The following is a 24,810-nucleotide window of genomic DNA, read 5'->3' as shown; positions in this document are numbered from 1 at the left end:
CAGCGATCAGGGAGCCTCGAAGCCGGCCTTGGTCAGCACGTCCCTGCCCTGCGGCGACAGCACCAGGTCGACGAACTGCCGGGCCAGGTCGCCGGCCGGCGCCTTGGCGAGCGTGGCGATCGGATAGTCATTGATCGCCTGGTCCGCCTCCGGGAACGCGATCCCGGTCACCTTGCCTCCTGAGGCGATCACGTCGGTCGTGTAGACCAGCGCCGCGTCCACCTCGCCCAGCTCGACCTTGGTCAGCGTGGCTTTGACGTCCTGCTCCAGGGTGACCGGGGTGATCTTGAGCCCGGCCGCGTCCAGCGCCTTGACCGCCGCGGCCCCACAAGGAACCTGCTCGGCGCACAACGCCACCTTCACCTTGGGGTCGGCCAGGTCCTTCAGCTCGTCCACCTTGGCCGGATTGTCCTTGGGGAGGGCGATCTGCAGCTTGTTGCGCACGAACGTGGTGGGGGAGCCGGCCAGCGACGCGTCGGTGACGGTCTTCATCGTGGCCGGGCTCGCCGCTGCGAACACATCCGCCGGCGCCCCCTGGGTGATCTGCTGGGCCAGCGTGGCGCTGGAACCGAAGTTGAACTTCACCGTGGTACCCGGATGCGCGGCTTCGAAGGTCTTGCCGAGCTCGGTGAACGTCCCGGTCAGCGATGCCGCCGCGAACACCGTGACCTCCTCGGCCCCGCCGGCGGCGGAAGCCGGGGCCGAAGCGGAGGACGTGGCCGGTCGGCCGGAGCCGCAACCGGACAGGCCCGCCAGCGCGAGCGCTACGGGCAGGGCGATCGCCCATCGGGAAAGACGCCTGAACACCAAAGGGGGGCTCCTCACACCTGACCGGCCACGCGGTCGTGACCGGGAATCTCCACGACGACGTTGGTGGACTTGATCACGGCGACCGCCACCACTCCCGCCTCCAGGCCCAGCTCGTCCGCGGCCTGGCGGCTCATCAGGGACACCACGCGAAACGGGCCGGCGGCGATCTCCACCTGCGCCATCACCGCGTCGCGGATCACCTCGGTCACGATCCCGCGAAAGCGGTTACGCGCCGAGGAGCGGCCGCCGTCGTCGGCCTCCTCGACCTGCGAGCGAGCGAACGCGGCCAGGTCGGCTCCGTCGACCCGCCGGTGGCCGTGCTCGTCCCGCTCGGCTCTCAGCCGGCCCGCGTCCACCCACCGTCGGACGGTGTCGGAGCTGACCCCGAGCAGCGCCGCGGCCTCGCTGATCCCAAACGTCGTCACAAACCCTCACCATACCTTCCGCACATTCCAGCTTGAATAGCCGTCTTCCATCGCACCAGCGGCCCGATTCAGCGACACGTCATGGCATCCACGAGACCATGGAGCGCCTCGGCGACTCCCGTTCCCCCGCCGCCGCCCGCCACGGCACCATCCGCCTCGGCGAGGCCTCAGTCGTCGACCACGACCCCGCCCGACCGACGTCGCCGTCACCGCTCACCGGGCGGCTTGCGACAGATCATGATCTCGGTCGCCGTAAGGCGCTCCGCGAAGCGGTTGCCGGGTGACGCTCGCCGCAGCACCGCGCGCAGGTCCCGTTCGAAGGCCTCCAGCCTGTCGCCGAACAGGTGAGGGGCGGAGTCGGACCGGGAGAACGCCCACGCCACGATGTCGTCCGCGGTGCGGTGGACCACTTCCCCGGCCGGCACGACATGCCGTTCGACGTTCTCGAACCCGGCCCGTGCCAGAACGAGGTCCTCCCGGCCCGGGGTGCCGTTGACGAGCACTCCCTGCCCCGCGCGGCGCACCGGGCCCAGGTACCGGCGCACCAGATCGCCGATCTGCGCGTACGGGGGAGCCGTCAGCGGCGGCGGCACCGGGTCGGCGGGCGGATGCTTGAGGTCGCTCATGTGGACGAACGCGCCTCCCGGCTCCAGCATCTCCCGCACGGTGGCCGCGACACGATCCCGATCCGTCCAGTGGAAGGACTGGGCGAACACCACGACCCGGAACTCACCCAGACCGGCCGGCAGGTCCTCGGCGAGACCGGCCACCCAGCGCGCGTTGGTCACCCCGCGACGCTCGGCCTGTCGCCCGGCCTCGGCCCGCATGTCCTCATCCGGATCGAGGCCGACCGCCTCGGCGAAGAACCGGGCCATGGCGAGCGTCACGACGCCCGGTCCGCAGCCGACATCGAGGAGACGGCCCCGTCCGTCCAGGTTCAGGGCCGCGGCCAGTGTCTCGGCGAAGCCCGGAGCGTACGGCAGCCGCCCGCGCTCGTAATAGGCCGCGCTTCCTTTGAACAGGGTGTTGTCCCACTGCCATCCGTCAGGCATGTCGATCCCACTTCGCGAGTCGGTGAAGTCGCCGGCGGATCGGAGCCCGTCGCGGGAGAGACCCGGCCTGTGGGGGCCGCCGCGCATACGCCACCGCCGCGGCGGGCACCGACGTTAGCGCAGACGATCAGTCACCATCCAGCGATTACTGGGGGTGCGGACGTGACCGGAGACGGACCGCCGCTGGTCGCTCGAACGGACGTGAGACACATCGGAGCCGCGGCCGGGGGCGTTGTGGATCGTCTGGGAGTTCAAGCCCCACGTGAGGAGTTTCGGAGCGGCACACCCGGTGGTTCGGCCGACGCCTTCCCTCAGCGCGGTCAGCTCCGGCCCGGTCCGGTGACGTCGGGGAACGCCCGGCGGTAGTCGCCCGGCGACACCCCCACCTGACCGCCTCCCACCTTCCGCCTGCCCCAGAGTCTCCCGGCGCGGTCGTGTCATGGCCGGACCTGCTGTCGGCCGTCGCCGACGAGTGCCTGGCCGTCCTCCTCAAAGGAGCCGACCAGGACTGGTCACGCCCGGCCGGCGGCCTCGACTGGACCTGTCGCCAGACCCTCGACCACCTCGCCCTCGGCCTGGTCGGCTACGCGGGCCCGCTCATCGCCCGGCCCCGCGACCGCTACATCACCCTTTTCGCCTCACTCGACGCCCACGCCCCCGTCCCCGCGTGCCTGGAAGGGATCGGCATCGCCGCCTCCCTCCTCGGCGCCACGGTCCGGGACACGGCCGCGGACGTCCGCGCCTGGCACCCCTGGGGCCACTCCGACGCGGCGGGCTTCGCCGCGATGGGCATCACCGAACTGGCCGTCCCCACCTACGACATGACCCGTACCCTCGGCCTCTCCTGGACACCGCCCGGTGACCCCAGCGCCGCCGTCCTCGACCGGCTCTTCCCCGACGCGCCGTCCGGGCATGATCCGTCCGCCACCCTGCTGTGGTGTACGGGCCGCATCCCGCTCCCCGGACTGCCCCGGCGTACGGAATGGCAGTGGGACGGCCGCACTCAACGGGGGGTGTAACCGCTCGGTGTATCGCGATGAACTTGACGGCGATGGCGTCGACATCCTGCGCGATCGGCGCAACATGACGTGACCCAGGGCTCCTCACGCCGCGCCGCATGTGCCCGGTGCTGATGTCTTTTGACAGACCTTCTGCGCGGTTGGTAAAACGCTTGCCAGCGTCGCGGTGCACCCGGCAAAGAGACCGTCGAGGGCATGGAGGCGCCGAAACCACGGAAACGACCCTTGGTGAAATCCGACGATCGCCTGCTGGCGTTCGGCAACCAGTTGATCGAAGTACACCTCTGGCTCCGCGAGGAGCTGGCAGAGCTGCGTGAAGGCGTCGACGCCTATTTTGCCGGCGGCGCCCGCCTCCGGGAACTGCGGACCCACTGCCTGACCTTCTGCTCGGCGCTGACCCGGCATCACACCGGCGAGGACGACGGCGCGTTCCCCCAAGTCGCCGAGCGGTTCCCCGAACTGCGCCCGGTGCTGGAGGAGTTGCGCCGCGACCACCGGCTGGTGGACGACTCCCTGCGACGGCTCGAGGTGCTTGTCGCCGAACTGGACCAGGAGACCGACCCCGCCGAAGTCCGGCGCGAAGTGGACAGCCTCGCCGCGCTGATGGAGACGCACTTCGTCTACGAGGAGAAGCGCATCGTCTCGGCGCTCAACGCGCTGAACGTACCAGGCTGGGATCGTTCGACACCCGCGTTCCTGCTCACCGACGACGCCGAGGACTGACCAGCCTCCGGGCCCGACCCGACACGGAACCCGACGCTCCAACACCACTCGGGACACATGCTCCAACGACTAACCCGGGCCTGTCCTGCCTGCCAGTTCCGTGAGCCGGCGTTCGAGGAAGCGCCGTTCGGCGCCGTCGTCGGTGAGTTGTCTCGCACGTCGATAGGCGTCACGCGCCTCGTCGGTGCGCCCGAGACGTCGCAAGAGTTCGGCCCTGGTCGAGTGCAGGTAGCGGAAGTCGTCGAGACCGAGTTGGTCGACGATGCGCAGGCCGACCTCGGGGCCTTCGGGGTCTCGGCGATCGCGATGGCGCGGTTGAGCTCCACGACGGGTGAGCCGGTCAGGCGGGTGAGCTGGCCGTACATGTGCCAAGGCCGCCGAGGGTGCAGCCTTCGACCCGCACGGTGGTCGCGTTCTCGGGCAGACCCATCGGCACCCCGGGGGTCACCCCTGGCGTCTGATTGATCGCTCGGTAGTCGGCGTAGATCTGCTTCTGCTCCTCCTCGGACAACGCGGCCTGTCCCTCAAGCGCGGTGCCCCGAAAGATCAGCATGACGTACTTCATCGGTTCCTCCTCGTTGCTACCAGGTGTTGGTCGCGCAGTAAGACGAACGGCGAGCCACGAAATCGACAAGCCGACTGGAAATTTTTCTCGCATCTGAAGCGATCCCAGAAAGCGATCACGGCGACTCGGAGTGCGAGTACCGCGTCGCGACGCTGTCCGGGGACCGAAGGTGTACGGCCGGCCGCCGGTGCCACAGGTAAGGCCAATTCTGTGTCACGGGCAACGCACTCCTCACCACCGCGCCATATCACAGCGTGTGTTCATCGCGTTACTTTCGGTGCGCAACACAGGGTGATGATCACCTGCACTCCCAGGACGCCCGGTCCGGGCGCGCAGGCCGGGGCATCGTCCCTCGACCGCGAGCGACGGTGACCGGACCGAGGCCGGTCATGTCAGGTGATCCGTACCGTTGGTGGCCTCCGGGGGACGACCTGCGGGGCAGAGCGAAGGCGAGGTGGCGGGGTGCACCTGACTCCGCATGAACAGGAACGCCTGATGATCCATGTGGCCGCGGACGTGGCCCGCAAGCGCAAGGAGCGGGGGGTTCTCCTCAACTATCCGGAGGCGGTCGCGCTGATCACGGCGCACGTGCTGGAGGCGGCCCGGGACGGCAGATCCGTCCATGAGCTCATGTCCGCCGAAGAGAAGATCCTCTCCCGTGACGATGTCATGGCGGGCGTCCCGGAGATGATCTCCGACATTCAGATCGAGGCGACGTTCTGCGACGGCACCAAGCTGGTCACCATCCGCGACCCCTTCGCCGAAGCCGAAAAGAAGGCGGAAGCAGAACCCGCGGCGGAGGTGCTGGTTCATCCGGGGAAGATCGACCACCCGGAGGGTGCCGGGCAGGTGGCCTTCAACGAGGGCCGTGAGATCACGATGGTGACGGTGACCAACGGTGATGACCGTCCCATCCAGGTGGGCTCCCACTATCACTTCTACGAGGCCAATCCCCGCCTCGACTTCGACCGCGCCGCCGCCTATGGCAAGCGCCTGCACATTCCCGCCGGCAGTTCCATCCGGTTCGAGCCCCGATGCACCCGCACGGTGACGCTCGTGCCCATCGAGGGCAGGCGCGTCGTCGCCGGCCTGCGCGGCGAGGTCGGGGGGCAGCTCGATGGATGAGTCCGTGGCAGACGCATCGGCGGACACCGCCGCGTCGTCGGCGATCGACCCGCTCGCCGAGCCCGTGGCAGGAGCATCGTCGCAGGATGATGTGCCAGGTCCGGAGATCCTGCCGATCGAGCAGCCCCTGACCCGCGTCCAGTACGCCGACCGGTACGGTCCGACGACCGGGGACCGCATCCGGCTGGCCGACACCAACCTGCGGATCGAGGTCAGCGAGGACTGGTCGGGTGGGCCGGGACGCAGTGGCAACGAGGTCATCTTCGGCGGCGGCAAGGTGATCCGCGAGTCGATGGGGCAGTCCTGCGCGCCGCGAGACTCGGCGAGGTTCGGCGCTCCGCAGCCGCCCGACACGGTCATCACCGGCGCCGTCATCCTGGACCATTGGGGTGTGGTCAAGGCGGATGTGGCCGTGCGCGACGGCCGGATCGTCGCGCTCGGCAAGGCCTACAACGACGAGACCATGGACCGGCTGCACGACGGGCACGAGCGGGCGACCGACTTCCTGATCGGCCCGGAGACCGAGGTCATCGCCGGCAACGGCAAGATCTTGACCGCCGGCGGCATCGACACCCACGTGCACTTCATCTGCCCCGAGCAGGTGCATGAGGCGCTCGCCGCCGGGGTCACCACCCTGATCGGCGGCGGCACGGGCCCCGCCGAGGGCAGCACCGCCACCACCGTCACGCCCGGCTCCTGGCACATCGCCCGGCTGTTCGAGGCGCTGGACGCCTTCCCGGTCAACGTCGGGCTGCTCGGCAAGGGCAGCACCATGTCCACCGAGTCCCTGTACAACCAGGTGGAGGCGGGGGTGCTCGGGTTCAAGATCCACGAGGACTGGGGGGCCACACCGGCAGTGCTGCGCCGGTGCCTGGAGGTGTGCCGGGCGACCGGCGTCCAGCTGGCCTTGCACGCCGACTCGCTGAACGAGGCGGGCGCGGTCGCCGACACCATCGAGGCCATCGGCGAGCACCCGATTCACATCTTCCACGTCGAGGGCGCCGGCGGGGGCCACGCCCCCGACATGATCACCATGGCGGGCCTGCCGAACGTGCTCCCCGCCTCCACCAACCCCACCCGGCCCTTCACCGTCAACACGGTCAAGGAGCACATCGACATGGTGATGGTCTGCCATCACCTCAATCCGCTGGTGGCCGAGGACCTGGCCTTCGCCGAGTCGCGGATCCGGCCCTCCACGATGGCCGCGGAGGATGTTCTGCACGACCTCGGCGCCATCTCGATCATGTCGTCGGACGCCCAGGCGATGGGCCGCATCGGTGAGATGATCATACGGACGTGGCAGACCGCGCACGTGATGAAGGCCCGGCGCGGCCCGCTGGAGGGCGACCAGGCCGGCGAGGGTGGGGCCGACAACCATCGCGCCCGCCGCTACATCGCCAAATACACCATCAATCCGGCCATCGCGCACGGCATCGATCACGAGGTGGGCTCCGTCGAGGTGGGCAAGCTGGCCGACCTGGTGCTGTGGGAGCCGAAGTTCTTCGGCGTCAAGCCCCACCGCGTGATCAAGGGCGGCCAGATCGCCTACGCGCAGGTGGGCGACGCCAACGCCTCCATCACCACCCCGCAGCCGGTCCTGCCCAGGCCGGTGTGGGGCGCGACCGGCCGGGCGCCCGCCGCCAACTCGGTCAACTTCGTCACCGAGCACGCCATCACGGCCGGCCTGGCCGAACGGCTCACTGTGCGCAAGCAGTTCCGGGCCATCCGCGACACCCGCAAGGTGTTCAAGGCCGACATGCGCGAGAACGACGCCTGCCCCGACATCCGCATCGATCCCGACACCTTCGAGGTGGAGATCGGCGGAGCGAAGGCCAAGGACGTCAAGACGGAGATCGACGATCAGCTCGTCGACGGCCACCAGTTCGCCGACACTCTGCCCATGGCGCAGCGCTACTTCCTGTTCTGACCACCACCCCCGGGAACGACCTGCCGCGCGCAGGGTCCGCGGGAAAGGACATGATGCACGATGAACCGTGCCGCCCTGCTCGTCCTTGCCGACGGCCGGTTCCCCGCCGGAGGGCACGCCCACTCCGGCGGGGCCGAGGAGGCCGTCACGGCGGGGCGCGTGCGGGACGTGGCCGGCCTGGAGGAGTTCTGCCGCGGCCGGCTGCACACCAGTGGCCTGGTCGCGGCCGGGCTGGCGGCCGCGGCCGCCGCCGGATATGAGCCGCTGCTGCTGGAGGAGGCGGCCGATGCCCGCACCGCCAGCCCCGCCCTGCGGCACACCTCCCGAAGGCTCGGCCGGCAGTTGCTGCGCGCCGCCCGTTCCGCCTGGCCCTGCGCCGAGTTGGAGGCCCTGGCCGCGGCCCGGCCGCGAGGCGCGCACCAGCCCGTGGTGCTCGGCCTGGCCGCCCGCTGTGCGGGGCTGATGCCGCTGGACGCCGCCTACGCGGCGGCGTACGAGAGCATCGGCGGCCCGGTCACCGCGACCGTCCGCCTGCTCAGGTTGGACCCCTTCGACGCCACCGCCGTCCTGGCCCGCCTGGCCGCCGACCTCGACCACGTGGCGGCCGCCGCGGCCGAGGCCGCGCAGCGTATCCATGCCGACGGGCCCGCCGCGCTGCCGGCCGGCTCGGCGCCGTTGCTCGACATCGCCGCCGAACAGCACGCCACCCGCGCGGCCCGCCTGTTCGCCTCCTGACCACGACCGCACCCCTTTCGGGAGCAGCCATGCACCTCCAGCACAGCGACACCTTCCCCGACGGCCACCCCCACGGCTCCGGCGGCTCATCCGGCGAGCGTCCCGGCGGCCGTCACCGCGCCCTGCGCATCGGCCTGGGCGGACCGGTCGGCTCCGGCAAGACCGCCACCGTCGCCGCCCTGTGCCGCACACTGCGCGAGGAACTGTCCATCGCCGTCGTGACCAACGACATCTACACCCGCGAGGACGCCGAGTTCCTGCTGCGCGAGGCCGTCCTGCCCGCCGAACGCATCACCGCGGTGCAGACCGGCGCCTGCCCGCACACCGCCATCCGCGACGACATCTCCGCCAACCTCGAAGCCGTCGAGGACCTGGAGGACCACCTCGGCACCCTCGACCTGATCCTCATCGAATCAGGCGGCGACAACCTCACCGCCACCTTCTCCAAAGGCCTCGTCGACGCCCAGATCTTCGTCATCGACGTCGCCGGCGGCGATGACATCCCCCGCAAGGGCGGCCCCGGCGTCACCACCTCCGACCTGCTCGTCATCAACAAGACCGATCTGGCCCCCCACGTCGGCGCCGACCTGCAGGCCATGGCCCGCGACGCCGAAGCCCAGCGCGACCGTTTGCCCACCGTGCTGACCGCGGTCAAAACCCCAGGCGGCATCATCCCCGTGGCCGACTGGATCCGCGCCCGGCTCGCCGACTGGACCGCACACGCCGCATGACCCCTTCGCCCTCCCCGCCCGCGCCGGCCCAGCCCGCACTCGGCGTGCGCGCCACCGCCCGCATCCGCGCCACCCGCGCGGGAGGCGCCACCGCCCTGCCCACGCTCGCCGGTGACGGCCCCTTCGACCTGCGCCGCGCCCGCCCGCATGGCGACCAGGCACGCGTGTGCATCCTCGGCGCCATGAGCGCCCCGCTCGGCGGCGACCGGCTGCGCATCGAGGCCACCGTCGACCACGGCGCCCACCTGCACATCACCACCGCCGCCGCAACCATCGCCCTGCGCGGTCCCACCGACGAGCACGCCACCTACGACGTGCACCTGACCGCGGCCGAGCACGCCAGCCTGCAGTGGCTGCCCCAGCCGCTCATCTCCGCCGCCCGCAGCAACCTACGCCAGACCTGCACCATCGACCTCGCCCCGACCGCCCGGCTCCTGCTACGCGAACAGGTCGTGCTCGGCCGCGTCGGCGAGCCGCCCGGACGGCTGGCCACCCGCCTCACCGTCCACCGCGACGGACGCCCCCTGCTGGACCAGCACACGATGTACGGCCCCGGCGCTCCCGGCTGGGACGGCCCCGCCATTGCGGCCGGCCACCGCGCCATCGGCCAGATCCTCATCGTCGACCCCGCCCTGGATCAGCAGCCGCCCCACGCCAGCCTGTTCGGCGACGATCCGGCAGCCGGCCAGGCCGTGCTGACCCCGCTGGCCGGCCCCGCCGTCCTGATCACCGCCCTGGCCTCGGACACCCTGCACCTGCACCGCCTCCTGAACGCGGCGCGCCCCCTCCCGTGAGCTCCATCTGCGGCATCGCCGCCGCCCAACGGAAAGCCGCAAGCCACGCCGAAACGCGCGAGGCGCTTCAGACCGCCGACACCGGCCAGGCCATCGTGTCCGGCAGGCGGAGGGGCGCCACGCGGTGGCGGCGGTCGATGCGACGATCACAGACTGCACCGACCTCGGCGAGGCCTGACCGTCGCCGGTGGAGCGAGCCCGGCCCCCCGGCGGCGGCCGACCGTGTGAGGGCAGGTCAGGGGATCTGAGCTTCGATGTGGGCGAGTTGGGCGGCGAGGATCTCCTCGAACGCGGCGCGGCGGTCGGCCCCGAGGGGGCGGATGTCGCGGGCGAAGTGGGCCAGTGCGGGGAAGTGTTCGGGGTCGGCGCCCAGGACCGCGACGCGGAACTGCTCCATGCCCTGTTCGTACTCCGTTGGGGTGATGGCGCCGAGCCCGGCTTCGGAGGAGATCAGCGCCGCGATGAGGATCGCGGTCCGGTGGTAGCGCGCCGGGATCTCCGCGTCGGGCAGGCCCGATGCGCGCAATGCCTGGAGCAACTCCTCCATGACCAGCCGGGAGCCGGCGCCGCCTGATGCGTAGCGTCCCCAGATCGCGGCGAGTTGGGGTTGCTCGCCGAAGGCCTCTCTCAGGCGCAGGGCCAGGGCGGTGATGCGCTGCTTCCAGTCGCCCTCGGGGCGGTAGCCGTCCATGCCGGCCACGAGGATGCGGTCGGCGACCGCGCGCAGCAGCTCGGTCTTGTTGCGGAAGTGCCGGTAGAGGCTGGAGGAGTCGGTCCCGAGCGCTGCGGCGAGCTTGCGAACGCTGAACGACTCGGCGTCGCTCGTGCGCAGCAACTCCGCCGCCGCGTCCAGGATCTCCTCGGTCGACCAACGCCTTCGGCCTGCCATCTCGCCCCTCTCGCTGCTCCTCGTCGTGCCTCAGCCTAACCTATGCACTTGCTTATGCACGCACTGCGTGCATAATAAGGACGCATGCTTTCGGGAGACTGCACGAGCTGCGCGATGCCCGACATGCGTGACCACCACGACACACCCGGCACCCGGCCGGGGAGGGGAGAAGAAGACATGAGCGAGCCCACCGCTGTGACGCGACCGCCGGAGCCGGACTGGTCGGCGATAACGGCCGAGGAACTGATCGCCTACCGCGACGCGGAGAACCGCTTCCGGGCCTCCAGCGCGGCGCGGGCGATCACCGGGGATCCCGATCCGGGCGCCGCGATCGACTGGCAGGAGGTGACGCTGCCCGACCGCGACCTCCCGGTCCGGGTGTACCGGCCGGCCGCCGGGAACCACGCCGGGGAGGCCGCTCCGGCCGAGCTGCCGCTCCTGCTCCACGTGCACGGAGGCAGCTTCGTGGGCACGGCGGTGCAGTGCGACTGGACCAACAGCCACCTCGCCGCCCGGCTGCCCGCCGTCGTCGTATCGGTCGAGCACCGCCTCCTCGATGCGGCGACCCCGCTGTCGGCGGCCGCCGACGACGGCTGGGACGTGCTCCGGCACGTGGTGCGGCACGCCGCGCAGTGGGGCATCGACCCCGGGCGTACGGCCGTTCTCGGCGAGAGCTGCGGTGCGCTGATCAGCGCGCTGGCTGCCATACGGGCAAGGGCGGCCGACCTGAGGCTCAAGGCGCAGGTGCTGGTCAACCCCGCCGTCGATGTGACCGAGGCGATGTTCGACCACGCCTCGTTCGCCGAGTACGGGTACAGCCGGCCCCAGGAGATGGCGCTACTGCGGCTGTTCCAGCGGCTCGCGGTTCCGCCGGGAACCGACGCCCGCCCGCTCTCGCCGCTGCACGCCGAGAACCTGGGCGGGCTGGCCCCGGCGCTCGTGGTGGTGCCGACCCGGGACGCGGTGGCCGATCACGGCCGCCGTTACGCCGAGCGACTACGCGCGGCCGGGACATCCGCGCGGATGACCGAGTACCCCGGGGCGAGGCACGCGTTCCTCACCATGCCCGGTGTGGAGCCCCAGGCCGAGGCCGCCCGGGCGGAGATCCTCGAATTCCTCCGCGCGGCCCTGGCAGGGTGACGGAGGAACGATGCATCCCACCCCTTGGAGCCAACGGCCCAGCGGTGTAGCGGGGTCAGGGGACGATGTAGTCGACGTAGCCGCCGTCGACGCGCAGCGCACCGCCGGTGGTCGCCGAGGCGTGGTCCGAGCTGAGGTAGACCACCATGGCGGCGATCTCGTCCGGCTCGATCAGGCGCCGGATCAGTGATCCCGGCCGGTGCCGCTTCATGAACTCGGCCTGGGCCCGATCCCAGGGCAGCTCGTCACCGACGAGTGCGCGGACGAAGTCCTCCACCCCCTCGGTGTGCGTCGGTCCGGCGATCACCGCGTTGACCGTCACACCCGTACCGGCCATCGCCTTGGCGAAGCCCCGCGAAACGCTGAGCAGCGCCGTCTTCGTCACGCCGTAGTGGACCATCTCCTCGGGGATCACCAGGGCGGAGTCGCTGGCCATGAACAGTGCCCGGCCCCAGCCCCGGTCGCGCATTCCAGGCAGGTAGTGGCGGGTCAGCCGGACGGCCGACATGACGTTCACGTCCCAGAACCTCTGCCAGGTGTCGTCGTCGACCTCCAGCACCGGTCGCGGAGCGAAGATGCCGAGGTTGTTGACGAGGATGTCCACCGACGGCAGCCGATCGACGACCACGTCGGCGCCCTCCGGTGTGGACACGTCGGCCGCCACACCATCGAGTCGCGCGCCCGGCGGCTGCTCCGCGCGTAGTTCCGCGACCACCGCCTCGACGCGTTCGGCCTCGCGACCGTTGATCACGGTGTCCGCGCCCGCAGCGGCCAGCCGCGCCGCGATCACGCGACCGATCCCCTGGGTCGAGCCGCTGACGAAGGCCGTCCTGCCAGTGAGGTCGATCAGCATGGCTTCATCCCTACCCGGCACTGGAACGAGGGCTCGCCAGGGCCGGGGGCAAGGCCCGTTCCATGGCGAAAGTTTCCCGCCCGTTTCCGGTGCCCGGCGACCACCGCCGTGGGCGACGAACCCCGACCAGGGGCGAAAGCTCGCGGTCAGCTGTATGCGAACAGGTCCTGCCGCATGCCCACCGTCGTGAAGAGGTGGTCGCGTGATGACTCGAGTTCGCGAAGGAGACGGCCGAGGTCCGCGCCGAGCAGGCGTCCCCGCCACTTGCGGACCTTGCCGGCGACGATCACGGTCTCGACGTTGGTGCGGTCCATCGGCGAGACAACCGCCCCTGGCACGCTGTTGAGCGGGGCCACGTTGAGCGCGGTGGCGTTGAGAAGGACGATGCCGGCCTGCTTGCCGGGCGCGAGCGTGCCGGTCTTATTGTCTAACCCCAGGTGCTCGGCGCCGTTGATGTCGCCTAGCGCAGCACGTCCTGGAGACGATCACACAAGCCTAGGCAGGTCGGAGCGGATCACGCTGTAGAGTACGCCGTCGCGCCACGCGCCCGCGCGGAACCCGCAGCCGCGCAGCACGCCTTCCCTGGTGAAGCCGGCCTTCTCCAGCGCGCGCTGCTCAGCGATGTTCTCGATCTCGGTGGACGCCTGGATCCGGTTGGCCGTCGTGTGCTCGAACAGGTAGCGCACGAGCCGCCGCTGCGCCTCGGTACCGTAGCCCTTCCCTCGGAACTCGGGCGCCACGATCAGGCCGATCTCCCAGTAGTGGCTGGCCAGGTTGGCGATCTGCTTCCGCCACGACACGAAACCGGCCGGCTCGCCGTCGGCCGAGATGATCAGGACGCCGCCGTCGTCGCTCAGCATGCCGGTCTCCTCCCAGCGCTGCCGGAGGCGATGGGGGTTGTTCCAGCCGTACCACTGGAACTCGCCGCTGCCCTCAGGGTCGTTGGTGAGCCGGCGCAGGAAGGGCAGATCGTCCTCTTCGACCGGGCGCAGGTTGATCATCATGCCCGGCACACTATGCGACGGACGAGCCGTTTGAGGCGGAGTGTCACGCCAAGCCGCTCCCGTCCAGCTCACTAGCGCGACTTTTCGTTCGCATGCTCGTCAACCCCCTTCTCGTGCTTGGCGTCGACCAGGCCGGCCTCGTCGTTGGGCACCGTCCAGTGCTCAACCAGCTCATCCATCCCTAACGGCGGGGGCTCCCTGCCTACAGTTCCGTCCAGCAGGGCCGGGCATTACACGAGGTCACATTTCGTCGAGCACCGTGGTGACACCTGCGTCAAGCTGCGAGAGTCCCGCGAACAGCTCATTGATGTACACGTCCTGCGGCCGGTACGCCCGGGCGAACCCCTTGAGAATGTGCTCGCCATAGTTGGGGTGCGCGCTCGGCGAGCCCGAGCCGTCATCGAGGAGCAGGCCGTTGGCGGGAAACGCACGCTCCGCCGTCTCGAACGAATGATGGTGCGTGTCTTCCGGCTGGACATGTGGGTCCTCCTTCGTAAGGCTGGTCAGGATGCGCTGACAGCGGGGGTGGCTCGCAGGGGTGTGAGCGCGGCGCTCCAGGCGACTACCTGGTCGAGCATGGCGTCCAGTGCTTCGAGGTTGTAGGCGCCGGGCTTGAAGACGGTGAGATCTTCGAACTCCGTCATCAGATGGAGTGTGACCTGCTGGCGTACCTCGGCCAGGTGGAGGTTGCCGGAGACCGTCCGCAGGTGCTCCACGGCGCGGACGCCGCCCGCCATGCCGTAGGAGACGAAGCCGACCGATTTGTTGGCCCACTCGGCATAGAGGTAGTCGATGGCGTTCTTCAGTACGCCGGGAATGCTGTGGTTGTACTCCGGCGTCACGATGACGAAGCCGTCGAACGACGCGATGGTGCTCGCCCACCTCTTGGTGTGCTCGTTCTGGTACTTGCCGAACGCGGGTGGGAACTGCTCGTCGAAATGGGGCAGCGAGAAGTCGCGAAGGTCGATGAGCTCGAAGGCGGCGTCATCGCGACGCGAGGCGTGTTCCAGCACCCAACCTGCCACCTGCTCACTGTCGCGGTTCGGGCCGGAGCTGCCGACGATGATGCCGATACGGGTCATGACAGCCTTTTGCCCTTCTTTCAGCTGTACTTCAGCCGGGCCTGGCGGGGAATGTCGCCGAACTTGCCGCTGCGGAAATCGCGGAAGGCCTGGTCGATCTCGGCCCGGGTGTTCATCACGAAGGGGCCACCGATGGCGACGGGTTCCCTGATCGGCTGACCGCTGTAGACCATCACCACGCTGCGCGTGTCCCCGTCGCCCGTCTCCAGCACGATCGAGGAGACATCCGCGTGGGGGACCGGGTCGGACCAGGCGATCTGGCCCGCCTGGACGGTGCGCCCGGCGATCGTGAAGCGGCCGTCCAGGACGTACAGGAACGCGCGGTCGCGGCCGGGCAGGACGTGGCTGAGGCGCCCGCCGGGCTCGAGTGTGATGATCGCGCCGGAGACGGGCCATTCGTTGATCGTCGACGCGGTGACGCCGTCCACCTCGCCCGCGATCAGGTCGATCCGGGCGCCGTCCCGCTCGATGACCGGCCGCTGCGCGGCGAGCAGGTCCTGGTAGCGGGTTCCGGTCAGCTTCCGCTTTCCGGGCAGATTGACCCAGAGTTGAAGCGTGTGGGCCCGCTCGTCGCGAAAGGCGAGTTCACGGTGGATGATGCCCCGCCCCGCGGTCATCCACTGCACGTCCCCGGCGGTCAGCGCGCCCGCGTTGCCGATGTTGTCGCCGTGCTCGAGGACGCCGTCGACGACCAGGGTCACGGTCTCCAGGCCCCGGTGCGGGTGCCACTCGAAACCAGGGGAGGAGAACCGGTCCTCGCTCAGCACCAGGAACGGATCGGTCAGGTCTGGCCGTATCGGGCTGATGATCAGGTGCTTGTCATCTACCTGCGCGTCCGGACCGAGGTGCGTCTTCGTCTCGACCCGGACGAGCGTGCGCTGCGCGGTGTCCATGAATACGTATCCCCCATCGAGTTGATGTGTCTACTGGACACTATGCCGCTGAGTAGATATGTCAACTCGTTGATAGGGTGACCTCATGGCGCAGCCTGGATTGACCGAACGCGAGCTCCGCGCATGGCAGACGTCCTTCCGGATGGTGGAGCTGCTGCGAACACGCATCGAGCAACAACTGCAGGCCAGCAGCGGCCTGTCCAACGCCGACTACACGGTGCTCGCTCTGCTGTCCGAAGCGCCCGACAGACGGATGCGCGCCTACGAGCTCGGCCAGGTCGCGGGCTGGGAGAAAAGCAGGATGCACCACCAGCTCACCCGGATGGAGCGGCGAGGCCTGGTCGCCCGGGAACGGTGCGGCTCTCGCGGCATATACGCCGTGCTCACCGCGGAAGGCCTCGCCGCGCTCAAGAACGCCGTGCCCGGCCACGCCGAAGAGGTCCGGCGCCTGTTCATCGACCGTCTGACACCTGACGAGCTCGAGCAGTTCGCCGACATCGCCGCCAAGGTCCTCGACAACCTGTACGCGCACCAGCCGCCCGCCGAGGGGTGATGCGTCGAGCCGGTGACGACCATCGTCAGTTGGACGCGGAGGAGAAGCAGAACGTCCGCTGTCCAGGCCGTGGGGCGCGACGCCACCGTCGCGGCGGTCGATCGGCCCGAGGTGACGCAAGGCAGGTGGGTCGGCGACGGCTTCGCTACCTGACCGGCCCCCGGCCGCCGCGCCACTGTCTGAGAATGCGGTCGGGGCCCCGCCGCGAAGCGAGAGCCCCGTATTAACACGTAGAGACAGCCTCAAATTCGCACAGAACTGGGCAGTCGGACCTCCGTGCTCTCTCAGCCGACGTGAAGGATCCGAAAGCGATCGGGTTCCGCCGGATCTCGGTCAACGACTTGGATCGGCGGCCAAGCCCACTGCCAAACGCTGATGCCCGGCGTGCGGGAGAACTGGATCTGCCCGCGGGTGCCTTCGACTGCAACACGGGGCCAGGATTCGGCAGTGCGCGCCCGATCCGTGCCGTGAGAACGCAGCGCCTCGGCGAGGACGGCGACCGTGTCGTAGCCCTCGAAGGCGACGAAGGAGGGCGCTTCGGCCAGCCGCTCGCGGAGGGCCGTCTCGACTCGGGCGCCGAGTGGGCTGAGACGCTCGGGCAGGTAGCGCAAGAACGGGATCGCGGCGCTGTCGTCGCCCAGCAACGTCGCCCATTCGGCGAACTCCGGTTGCCCGGCCGGAGCACCGATCATGATCTCGGCGAGGCGCTGGTCGCGGCGGACAGACTTGACGATCGACACCGCCGGCTCCGGGTGGCCGACCAGAAGAAGGAGGGCTGTCGCGCGATTGCCGACGAGTTCGTCGCACACGGCCGCGGGGGCGAGCGCGTGCATGTCGAGTTCGATGACGGTGCCGCCGCGTGGAGCGAGGTGGTCCCGCAGAATGCGGGCCCCGGACGCCCAGTAGACACTCGGCTGAGCCGCTACGGCGATGCGCCTGTGGCCCGCACTGAGGAGGAAGTCCGCGTAGATCCGCCAGCCGCGGGACTGCGCCGGCGCGAGGCGCGCGACCCATTCCGTCGGCTGTTCGGTGAGCGCGTCGAGAACCGCTGACGAGCAGAGGAACGGCAGGTCGAGGGCGTCGGCCCTGGCGGCAGCGGCGCGGGCGACGACGCTGTGATACTCCCCGGCCAAGGCAGCCACGCCCAGGCGAGCCAGTTCGTCGACGGCCGCCGCGGCCCTCTGCGGATCAGCCGCGGTGTCTCGGACCACCAGCTCCAGTGGTCTTCCGACGATCCCGCCGGCGTCATTGACTTCGCGAACGGCCAGCTCGAGTCCGGCGAGCAAGTGTCGGCCCGCCTCGACCCAGCCGGGCCGGGTCAGAGGAACGAGAGCGCCGATCTGGACAGATGATCCGTCGGGCCGCTCCGCTCCAGGTGTCGACGGTGGCGTATCCATGCGGTGGCGTCTCCCGTGTGACGATTCGTTGCACTATGCCCGGATCGCAGAGTGGCAAGGCCCGATCGTACGCGTTCGTCTCGCCTCGCCGTGGCGGGCGCACCTGGGCGAGCATGCCGGACATTGCGTCCACCCACCATCTCCAGCAGGCAACCGCTTCTTCGTTCGCTGAACTGTGAGGCGTCAAGTCATGACGTGGAGGCCGGAGCCGTCGATCGGGTAGCGGGAGCGGCAGGCGGAACAGGCGGCGAGCCGGCGCAGGGCTTGCCGGTCGCCGGAGGCGGAGGCCACGCCGCTGCTGATCGCTTCATCGAGGGTCGGCCCGCTGGCGGCGAGGTCGCGGAAACTCTCCTCCCGGGCAGGGGCGTCGGTGATACAGGGATGCCTGAAACGGGGCTCCGGCTGTCGCTGGACGAACCCGCCTGCGGCCGGCGAATGCGGGCGATTCCTTGATCCGCGCGGGCATAGGATCGGCGGCATGACGACGCGGCTTGTTCAGATTGCGATGAATGCTCGAGATGACTCCGCGCTCGGCCGGTTCTGGGCGGAGGCGCTCGGCTGGGGTGTTGCCACCGAGGAACCCGGCGTGACCAACCTCGAACCCGTGGGCTTCGTCTATCCCGACCCCGTCGCCGTCTGCATCGACATCATTGCCGTCCCGGAACCCAAGACGGTGAAGAATCGCGTGCACATCGACCTCGCCACCACCTCTGTGACCGATCAGGAGGACCTGGTCACGCGCCTCAAGGATCTCGGCGCGACGCCCGCCGACGTGGGCCAGGGCGACGTCCCGTGGACGGTCCTCGCCGACCCGGAGGGCAACGAGTTCTGCGTGCTGGAGCCCCGGACGATCTACCGGGACACCGGGCCGATCGCCGCCGTGGTGGTCGACTGCGCGGATCCGCGGGCCATGGCCCGGTTCTGGGGCCAGGCGATGGACTGGACCCTGCACGAGGTGAGCGACAATCATGCGGTGCTGCGCTCCGCCAAGGGCGTCGGCCCATATCTCGAGTTCCTCCGCACGCCCGACGCGAAGACCGTGAAGAACCGCATCCATCTCGACCTCCGGCCGTACCCCGGTGACGATCAAGCGGCGGAGGTGGTCCGGCTGCGGGCTCTCGGCGCCACCGACATCGATCTCGGTCAGGGCGACGTCCCGTGGACGATCCTCGCCGACCCGGAGGGCAACGAGTTCTGCGTCCTCACCCCGCGCTGACGCGGAGCCTTGCCGACCCTCACCGCGAACGGGAGCGACGGCTACCGGCCGGGCCTCGACGACATCATCCGATGAGTTCCCGGCAACCCACCGGGTCGCGCCTGCCCGACCTGCAGTCCGCGCCATTTCCAGAGCGGCCGGGAGTGCGGCAGTGGCGAACAGGATGACGGCGCACCCCCCGCCCTGGCGGGCGTCGCCTCCGCCGGGCACTCCAGTATTCGTCCCCCAGTTTCCGGCCGAGACAATACCCGCACTGACTCCCCGTCAATGGGCCGTCAGTCGCCGAACAACGTATCCGCGTTGGTCTTCGCCACTGCCCGCACGTGCTCCTCGGTTACCCCGACGACTCCGCGTAGGTCCGCGTTTTTCAAGTCCGCGCCGGCCAGATCGGCGTCTGTCAAGTCGGCGCCGCGCAGATCCGTCGCGAAGAGAATCGCCTCATTCAGCTTGGCCTTGCGAAGGTTCGCTTTGCTGAAATCGAGGTTGTTGAAGTCGGCGCCGCGCAGGTCCGCACCGCTCAGATTCGTGTTCGAGAAGTTCGTATCGAACGTCTTTGCCAGGCGTACTTCGCAACCGCTGAGGTTGGCACCTGAGAGATCCGCGTAAGACAACCACGTCTTGTCGAGGGACGCTCCCGACAGGTTCGCTCTGGTCAGTTTGCAGGCGGCGAGGTCTGCACCGTCCAAGATGGCATTGGATAGGTCCGCCCCGGACAGGTCACATTTCTGGGCCACGATGTCGCGAAGGTCCATTGGAGGCGAGCCAGGTGTAGGGCCTGGGCGCTTCCTCAGAACGGCAAGGGCTGCCTGTGTATCGGGGAGAAGGTCGGGCATCTGCTGAAGGGGCTTGGTCTTGTCTATGGGCTGCCTCTTGAGGTGCTGACGAAGGTACGTGGCCAGAACGGCGTCGAGGTCGTCACGATCGCGCGGCGAGTCGGTCATGAGGCGGTTCAACAGGAACAGGCCGCCCATACGGACGGAGGCGTCTTCGGATCCGAGAGCTTCGAGGGTCTTGCCGTACTGGTCGGTGATCTGAGATGCCCGAGATGTACGCAGGTCCTCCTGGGCGGTGCGGACGGTAACGAGGGTTCCGTAGAAGCCCCCTACAGTGAGTACGACGCCGATGAGGAGAACCCAGCTGTTGAGCCTTTGGTGAAACCGCTGTCGACTGCGTTCGCGTTCGGCCGCATTGAACTCGCGTCGGCGTTCCAGAAGTTCCTGACGCTCCATGACCGACAGCTTGTTCAGCTCGGCCTGAGTCGGCGGAGTGATCTGCGGGACACCGGGGGGTGCGGTCGGTTCGTTCATACCTTATGAGACGTTTGAAACTCGATCCTCGATCAGTCGGCAGTGTGAATGAGCCCGCCAAAAGCTGGCAGCGCACATCGGTTAGGGCTCCACTTGTAGCGGGCGGGCCTCGATCTTTCACAACGCGAAGGCGGCCCGCTCCCCTCAGGGGCGGGCCGCCTTGAAGACGTAGAAAGTTCGCGTTCGATCACGCCTCGGCCTCGGGACGATTTTTGGAACCGCCGTCGCCAGGCGAGGGCGGTGTCGATGCCGGTGCTGCTGTCCCGGCATCCACGGGATCGGCGGGCTGGAGGCCGTGTCAGCGGATGGGGCGCCTTCCCGAGCCGACTGATGTCACGGAGATGGCGGCGGAGTTCGTACGGCGGGCGGTGGATCTGCCGGAGGAACCGCGGCGGTGCCGTGCTGCCCCGTTGGGCCGTGGCGAGCTGCTGCTGGTGGTGGTGCTTCTCGCGCGTGACAGTCAGGATGGCTGGATTTCGTCGAAGAGGGCGAGCGCTTCGGCGGGGTCCGGGCTCACGAGGCGTTCCAGACCGGCCGTCGTGATCTTCGCCCACCTGCCGGCCCGTGCCCACATCTGTTCCTCGAAGGCGCGGACGGCCTCGTCCAGATCGCCAGGGCCGGGGGCGGCGGCGACGGACTCGGCGAGTTCGGCGCCTTCCAGCATCGCGAGGTTCGCGCCCACCCCCAGTGGGGGCATCAGGTGGGCGGCGTCGCCCAGTAGCGTCACCCCGGGGACGTGGGCCCAGGTGTGGGACACGGGCAGGACGTAGAGGGGGCGGTGGACGAAAGCGGTGCCGTGGCGGAGGAGGTCGAGGATGGGAGCGGCCCAGCCGTCGAACAGGGCCAGCAGGCTTGATCGCACGGCCTCGACGTCGGCCAGGTCCAGACCCGCGTCCATGCCCGCGCGCCGGTTCAGGCCCATATGCCGGTCCAGGTTCGTGTGCCAGTCCAGCGGCGCGCGGAACTGGGCGTACACCTTGATGTGGCCGCCGCTGTTGCGCTGGGCGACGAGGCCGCGGTTCACGCCGTACACAGCCATGGCACCGTCGCCGATCAGCCGGGCGAGGTCGGGGTGGCGGATGTCGACGTCGTCCAGGGAGGTCTCGACCATGGTGACGCCGGTGTAGTGCGGCGTCGCGGGCGAGACCGCCGGGCGGACCCGGGACCAGGCGCCGTCCGCGCCGACCACGAGGTCGAACGTCTCCTGTCGCCCGTCCGCGAAATGGACCAGCACGCCATCACGGGTCCCCGGCACTACCTCCGTCACGCCCCGCCCCCACTGAACGTCCAGAGGGCCGAGCAGCAGGTCACGGAGTTGCCCGCGGTCGATCTCGGGATTGGCCCGGTCATCCGGACGGGGTTCCCAGTCGCGGAGGACGGTCCCGTCCACGTCCAGGATGCGCATGGCCTGTCCCTCGGGACGGGACAGCGCCTGGAACTCCGCCAGCAGCCCCGCCTTGCTCAGCGCGAGTTGGCCCAGATTTTCATGCAGGTCCAGCGTGCCGCCCGGGGGACGGGCGTCGGGGGCGGGATCGCGTTCGAGGACGGTGACGGGGTGATCGTGGCGGCGCAGGACGCGGGCGAAGGTGAGGCCGGCCGGGCCGCCCCCGATTACCGCGATGCGGTGTCTCATGGCGATATACTGTATTTATCGATTACGGTGTATCGCAACAGTACGATGTAACCATGACTGTGTGGGATCGACCGGAGCCGCCGACTCGCCCCGCGCCGCTCGACCGGGAGCGAATCGTCGCCGCCGCCATCGCGCTGGCCGACGAGGGCGGGCTGGAGGCCGTGTCGTTGCGCAAGGTCGCCGCCCGGCTGGACGTCGGCCCGATGCGACTGTACGGATACATCTCCACCAAGGAGGAGCTGTTCGACCTCATGGTGGACGAGGTCCACGCCGAGATCCTCCCCGAGGAGCAGCCCCGCGACTGGCGGGAGGTGCTGCGCATCCGCGCCCACCGCACCAGGCAGGCCACCCTCCGTCACGAATGGCTGGCCGACCTGCTCGGCGGCCGTCCGACCCTGGGCCCGAACGCCCTCGCCGTGACCGAGGCCACGCTGGCCGCCCTCGACGGCCTCGCCGACCTCGACACCGTCATGCGCGCCGTGGAGACCGTCGGCGCCTACTTCACCGGCGCGATCAGGCGCGAGATCGCGAACCTGCGAGCCGAGCGCGCCACGGGCCTGTCCAAGCTCGACTGGCAGCGCGCCTCCGGCCCGCATGTGACCAGGATGCTGGCCACGGGCCGCTTCCCGGCGCTGGCCAAGGCCGTGCACGACGGCACGGACGTGGACGCCGAGGTCTCCTTCGCGACCGGCCTGGACTGGGTCCTCGACGCCGTGGCCGTCAAACTCGGGTGTGAGTAGTCGGCGTAGGAAAATCCCGGCAGGCGCATCCTCAAGGCGGTGCGCCGCCTACCCGCGCTCTCGCGCCGTCGGGTCAAGGACCGGCCGCTGCTGCCCGGCGAGAACGACGCCCGAGCTGGTGCCCGCCATGTGGAAGCGGGCCGGGTCGCGTGTCCTCATGGGTGAGCAGTCCCGACTTGGCCGCCGGGCGCCCTGCGCTCGGCCTCCAGGCGGTCGGACAAGGCGATCGACCGCTCGAGGACTCTCCGCGATGGCCGCGAAGTGCCGCTCGTCTTCGGCGATCAGCGTCGGGCCGGCCTTGCGGGACGAGACGTTTGAGTCGGTCGGCGAGACTATTTGAGGCGATCCCCTCGATTGCGTTGGCCTGCAGCTCTCGGAAACAGCGGCGGGTCTCCGAGGACGATGTCGCGGAGGACGATCAGAGTCCAGCGATCGCCGAACACCTCGATGGCGGCGTTGATCGGGCACTCCGACCGCGGCTCTTTCGCTTCGCCCATACTGCTTGCAATTTACCACCGCCCGCCACTACCGTCTCGACGAGCGGTTGCAAATCACAAGTGGAAGGGGCCACCATGCTGAGGCAGGTCGCGGAGGGCGTGCTGATCCACGAGAGCGAGTTCTGCCAAAGCAACGCCGTTGTCGTGCAAGGCCGCGCCGGCGTGCTGCTCATCGACCCCGGGGTGCAGGGCCACGAAATGGCCTGCCTCGCGAACGACCTTCGCGAGTTGAACCAGCCCGTTGTGGCGGGTTTCTCGACGCATCCGCATTGGGATCACCTGCTCTGGCACGCCGGGCTCGGCGCGGCACCTCGCTACGGCACGGCCCGCTGCGCGGCCACTGTCCGGGATCGGCTGTCGGACGCGGGTGCGAAGGCCCGCATCGCCGCCCAACTGATACCGGCGGACATCGTCGAGCAGGTACCGCTGGACCTGCTCGGCCTCATTACCGGCTTGCCCGCCGACACCGCGCGGATTCCTTGGGATGGTCCTCAAGTCCGGATCATCGAGCATCAGGCGCATGCCCCGGGCCATGCGGCGCTATTGATCGAGGAGCGCGGCGTTCTCATCGCCGGCGACATGCTTTCCGATGTCCTGATTCCGATGCTCGACTTGAACGACACCGCGGACCCGATCGACGGCTACCTCGCCGCGCTGCGGCTGCTTGAGAGCGCGGCGGACGACGTCGATGTCCTCGTCCCCGGCCACGGGTCCATCGGCGGAGCCGATCAGTTATATGCACGGATCGAACAGGATCGCGCGTACGTGCACGCCCTGCGTAACGCCCAGGTTCCCAGCGACCCGCGGATCGGCCCATCGGCCACCTGCGATTGGGTGCGCGGCGTCCACGAACGGCAACTCCAGCACCTCGCCCGACGAAGCGAGCGCGACGGGACGCCCGGCTAGCTCGCGGTGGTGCCGGCCCAGCGGTTCCGCGGCTTCGTCCAGGGACAGCGACCGGTCCAGCCACGCGGCCCGCTTCTCGATCACCGGCCGCACCTGCCCGGCCCCCGCTCCCGAACGTGTCCCCAGCCGCCGGGTAGGTCTGACGGCGCCGCCGAGGCCGACCTCCCGGTCCGGACCGAAGGTGTCGCGGAGGGGTTCCACCTCACCGACGGGATGCTGCTGTTCGAGGACCCGGCGACCAGGCCTTGTTCTCCCGAAGCTACGACGAAGTGACATGTAGCTCTCTGTAATCAGGTCGACGCTCGGTCTGGAGAGCGAGGCGGGGTCCGGGGACTTCCCTGACGACCTGGAGGGCGGCGAAGTCGGCGTGGGCGTGCCCGGGGTAGGCACCCGCAGTGCCTTCTTCAGCCGGGGCACCATGGTGAAGCGGTGTTCACAGGGCCTTCCACCGCACGTTGCTGGAGGGGTGTGACAACCGCGCACCGCGAGTGAACTGGCCCGCCATTGGTCGGCGCACCGCAACCCCGACCGGGACGGCGCCAAGGAGCACCGCAGGCTGGAGGAGGCGGCGCTGGCCCGCGGCGCCGACACCGCAGCCGAGGTCCTGGTCCGGCACCTCACCTTGACCGCAGCTGCTCTGACCGACGATTCAGGTCAGGCCACCTAGGCTTACGCCACAACGGCGAGGTCGTGGTGGGAGTCCATATCCAGCTCGAACCGGCCGTAGGGGTTCACGTGGGTCCAGAACAACGGGCTGAAGCAGCCCCCGCCTTGAGCTACGCGTCAGGCGAACG

Annotated in this window: 25 protein-coding genes; 12 read left to right on the top strand and 13 right to left on the bottom strand. The window is 69.5% G+C overall.

The window, feature by feature from the left end; genetic code table 11:
• Nucleotides 1-6: 6 nt before the first annotated feature.
• The 3 genes from modA to AWQ70_RS04085 all read right to left on the bottom strand — a co-directional run bounded on the left by modA (nucleotide 7) and on the right by AWQ70_RS04085 (nucleotide 2,287).
• Entirely contained in the window at nucleotides 7-807 is an 801-nt protein-coding gene (gene modA, locus AWQ70_RS04095; protein ID WP_373282303.1) for a molybdate ABC transporter substrate-binding protein, read from the bottom strand.
• A gap of 14 nt (nucleotides 808-821) precedes the next feature.
• Nucleotides 822-1,235: a TOBE domain-containing protein gene (locus AWQ70_RS04090; protein WP_067170399.1), complete on the bottom strand. Its 414-nt coding sequence runs from the start codon at nucleotides 1,233-1,235 to the stop codon at nucleotides 822-824.
• 206 nt (nucleotides 1,236-1,441) lie between these two features.
• Complete coding sequence (locus AWQ70_RS04085; RefSeq protein WP_067170396.1) at nucleotides 1,442-2,287, bottom strand: class I SAM-dependent methyltransferase; 846 nt, start codon at nucleotides 2,285-2,287, stop codon at nucleotides 1,442-1,444.
• 434 nt (nucleotides 2,288-2,721) lie between these two features.
• On the opposite strand from AWQ70_RS04085, the gene AWQ70_RS04080 reads away from it, so the two are divergent.
• A complete protein-coding gene (locus tag AWQ70_RS04080) occupies nucleotides 2,722-3,306 on the top strand; it encodes a DinB family protein (protein WP_067170391.1) in 585 nt (194 codons plus the stop codon).
• Between the two features lie 228 nt (nucleotides 3,307-3,534).
• Nucleotides 3,535-4,029: a hemerythrin domain-containing protein gene (locus tag AWQ70_RS04075; protein WP_245646733.1), complete on the top strand. Its 495-nt coding sequence runs from the start codon at nucleotides 3,535-3,537 to the stop codon at nucleotides 4,027-4,029.
• 340 nt (nucleotides 4,030-4,369) lie between these two features.
• Here AWQ70_RS04075 and AWQ70_RS04070 read toward each other — a convergent pair whose 3' ends face one another.
• Nucleotides 4,370-4,594 carry a hypothetical protein gene (locus AWQ70_RS04070; protein ID WP_067170384.1) on the bottom strand — a complete coding sequence of 75 codons (225 nt, stop codon included), beginning with the start codon at nucleotides 4,592-4,594 and terminating at the stop codon, nucleotides 4,370-4,372.
• Between the two features lie 396 nt (nucleotides 4,595-4,990).
• Here AWQ70_RS04070 and AWQ70_RS04065 point away from each other — a divergent pair, with 396 nt between their 5' ends.
• The 5 genes from AWQ70_RS04065 to AWQ70_RS04045 all read left to right on the top strand — a co-directional run bounded on the left by AWQ70_RS04065 (nucleotide 4,991) and on the right by AWQ70_RS04045 (nucleotide 9,906).
• The gene (locus AWQ70_RS04065) at nucleotides 4,991-5,719 is read left to right on the top strand and encodes an urease subunit gamma (protein WP_373282302.1); all 729 of its coding nucleotides are present in this window, start codon (nucleotides 4,991-4,993) and stop codon (nucleotides 5,717-5,719) included.
• A 91-nt stretch (nucleotides 5,720-5,810) separates the two neighbouring features.
• On the top strand, nucleotides 5,811-7,646 hold the full coding sequence (locus AWQ70_RS04060) for an urease subunit alpha (protein ID WP_281196834.1): 1,836 nt from the start codon (nucleotides 5,811-5,813) through the stop codon (nucleotides 7,644-7,646).
• A 60-nt stretch (nucleotides 7,647-7,706) separates the two neighbouring features.
• Complete coding sequence (locus tag AWQ70_RS04055) at nucleotides 7,707-8,381, top strand: urease accessory protein UreF (RefSeq protein ID WP_067170376.1); 675 nt, start codon at nucleotides 7,707-7,709, stop codon at nucleotides 8,379-8,381.
• A gap of 29 nt (nucleotides 8,382-8,410) precedes the next feature.
• Entirely contained in the window at nucleotides 8,411-9,112 is a 702-nt protein-coding gene (gene ureG / locus AWQ70_RS04050; RefSeq protein ID WP_067170373.1) for an urease accessory protein UreG, read from the top strand.
• Nucleotides 9,109-9,906: an urease accessory protein UreD gene (locus tag AWQ70_RS04045; protein ID WP_067170370.1), complete on the top strand. Its 798-nt coding sequence runs from the start codon at nucleotides 9,109-9,111 to the stop codon at nucleotides 9,904-9,906. Before ureG ends, AWQ70_RS04045 begins: the two co-directional genes overlap by 4 nt.
• A gap of 235 nt (nucleotides 9,907-10,141) precedes the next feature.
• On the opposite strand, the gene AWQ70_RS04040 is transcribed toward AWQ70_RS04045, so the two are convergent.
• A complete protein-coding gene (locus AWQ70_RS04040; RefSeq protein ID WP_067170366.1) occupies nucleotides 10,142-10,795 on the bottom strand; it encodes a TetR/AcrR family transcriptional regulator in 654 nt (217 codons plus the stop codon).
• Nucleotides 10,796-10,972: 177 nt separating this feature from the next.
• Between AWQ70_RS04040 and AWQ70_RS04035 the strand changes: the two genes are divergently transcribed.
• Nucleotides 10,973-11,935, top strand: coding sequence for an alpha/beta hydrolase (locus tag AWQ70_RS04035; protein ID WP_067170363.1), 963 nt, complete (start codon nucleotides 10,973-10,975; stop codon nucleotides 11,933-11,935).
• A 55-nt stretch (nucleotides 11,936-11,990) separates the two neighbouring features.
• On the opposite strand, the gene AWQ70_RS04030 is transcribed toward AWQ70_RS04035, so the two are convergent.
• The 5 genes from AWQ70_RS04030 to AWQ70_RS04015 all read right to left on the bottom strand — a co-directional run bounded on the left by AWQ70_RS04030 (nucleotide 11,991) and on the right by AWQ70_RS04015 (nucleotide 15,767).
• Nucleotides 11,991-12,788, bottom strand: a complete 798-nt coding sequence (locus AWQ70_RS04030; RefSeq protein WP_067170360.1) for an SDR family NAD(P)-dependent oxidoreductase — start codon at nucleotides 12,786-12,788, stop codon at nucleotides 11,991-11,993.
• A 146-nt stretch (nucleotides 12,789-12,934) separates the two neighbouring features.
• Complete coding sequence (locus AWQ70_RS37305) at nucleotides 12,935-13,243, bottom strand: amidohydrolase family protein (protein ID WP_157529871.1); 309 nt, start codon at nucleotides 13,241-13,243, stop codon at nucleotides 12,935-12,937.
• A 30-nt stretch (nucleotides 13,244-13,273) separates the two neighbouring features.
• Nucleotides 13,274-13,792 carry a GNAT family N-acetyltransferase gene (locus AWQ70_RS04025; RefSeq protein WP_067170706.1) on the bottom strand — a complete coding sequence of 173 codons (519 nt, stop codon included), beginning with the start codon at nucleotides 13,790-13,792 and terminating at the stop codon, nucleotides 13,274-13,276.
• A 503-nt stretch (nucleotides 13,793-14,295) separates the two neighbouring features.
• Nucleotides 14,296-14,874, bottom strand: a complete 579-nt coding sequence (locus AWQ70_RS04020; protein ID WP_067170357.1) for an NADPH-dependent FMN reductase — start codon at nucleotides 14,872-14,874, stop codon at nucleotides 14,296-14,298.
• Nucleotides 14,875-14,894: 20 nt separating this feature from the next.
• Nucleotides 14,895-15,767, bottom strand: a complete 873-nt coding sequence (locus tag AWQ70_RS04015) for a pirin family protein (protein WP_067170354.1) — start codon at nucleotides 15,765-15,767, stop codon at nucleotides 14,895-14,897.
• A gap of 85 nt (nucleotides 15,768-15,852) precedes the next feature.
• Here AWQ70_RS04015 and AWQ70_RS04010 point away from each other — a divergent pair, with 85 nt between their 5' ends.
• Nucleotides 15,853-16,320 carry a MarR family winged helix-turn-helix transcriptional regulator gene (locus tag AWQ70_RS04010; protein WP_067170352.1) on the top strand — a complete coding sequence of 156 codons (468 nt, stop codon included), beginning with the start codon at nucleotides 15,853-15,855 and terminating at the stop codon, nucleotides 16,318-16,320.
• A gap of 284 nt (nucleotides 16,321-16,604) precedes the next feature.
• On the opposite strand, the gene AWQ70_RS04005 is transcribed toward AWQ70_RS04010, so the two are convergent.
• Entirely contained in the window at nucleotides 16,605-17,717 is a 1,113-nt protein-coding gene (locus AWQ70_RS04005) for an ABC transporter substrate-binding protein (RefSeq protein ID WP_067170348.1), read from the bottom strand.
• 478 nt (nucleotides 17,718-18,195) lie between these two features.
• On the opposite strand from AWQ70_RS04005, the gene AWQ70_RS04000 reads away from it, so the two are divergent.
• Nucleotides 18,196-18,933: a VOC family protein gene (locus AWQ70_RS04000; RefSeq protein ID WP_067170345.1), complete on the top strand. Its 738-nt coding sequence runs from the start codon at nucleotides 18,196-18,198 to the stop codon at nucleotides 18,931-18,933.
• 275 nt (nucleotides 18,934-19,208) lie between these two features.
• Here the strand turns inward: AWQ70_RS04000 and AWQ70_RS03995 are convergent, their stop codons facing one another.
• Both AWQ70_RS03995 and AWQ70_RS03990 read right to left on the bottom strand, forming a co-directional pair.
• Nucleotides 19,209-20,240 (bottom strand): pentapeptide repeat-containing protein, encoded by a 1,032-nt coding sequence (locus AWQ70_RS03995; protein WP_067170341.1) that lies wholly within the window; start codon nucleotides 20,238-20,240, stop codon nucleotides 19,209-19,211.
• A 460-nt stretch (nucleotides 20,241-20,700) separates the two neighbouring features.
• Nucleotides 20,701-21,873 (bottom strand): FAD-dependent oxidoreductase, encoded by a 1,173-nt coding sequence (locus AWQ70_RS03990; RefSeq protein ID WP_067170338.1) that lies wholly within the window; start codon nucleotides 21,871-21,873, stop codon nucleotides 20,701-20,703.
• A gap of 53 nt (nucleotides 21,874-21,926) precedes the next feature.
• On the opposite strand from AWQ70_RS03990, the gene AWQ70_RS03985 reads away from it, so the two are divergent.
• Both AWQ70_RS03985 and AWQ70_RS03980 read left to right on the top strand, forming a co-directional pair.
• The gene (locus AWQ70_RS03985; protein WP_067170335.1) at nucleotides 21,927-22,613 is read left to right on the top strand and encodes a TetR/AcrR family transcriptional regulator; all 687 of its coding nucleotides are present in this window, start codon (nucleotides 21,927-21,929) and stop codon (nucleotides 22,611-22,613) included.
• A gap of 572 nt (nucleotides 22,614-23,185) precedes the next feature.
• Complete coding sequence (locus AWQ70_RS03980) at nucleotides 23,186-24,016, top strand: MBL fold metallo-hydrolase (protein WP_067170332.1); 831 nt, start codon at nucleotides 23,186-23,188, stop codon at nucleotides 24,014-24,016.
• The last annotated feature ends 794 nt before the right edge of the window (nucleotides 24,017-24,810 follow it).

It is taken from the genome of Microtetraspora niveoalba (assembly GCF_001570405.1).
Classification (GTDB): Bacteria; Actinomycetota; Actinomycetes; order Streptosporangiales; family Streptosporangiaceae; genus Microtetraspora; species Microtetraspora niveoalba.
Note: the sequence above shows the minus strand (reverse complement) of the source record. Positions and strands in the feature narration are given on the sequence as shown.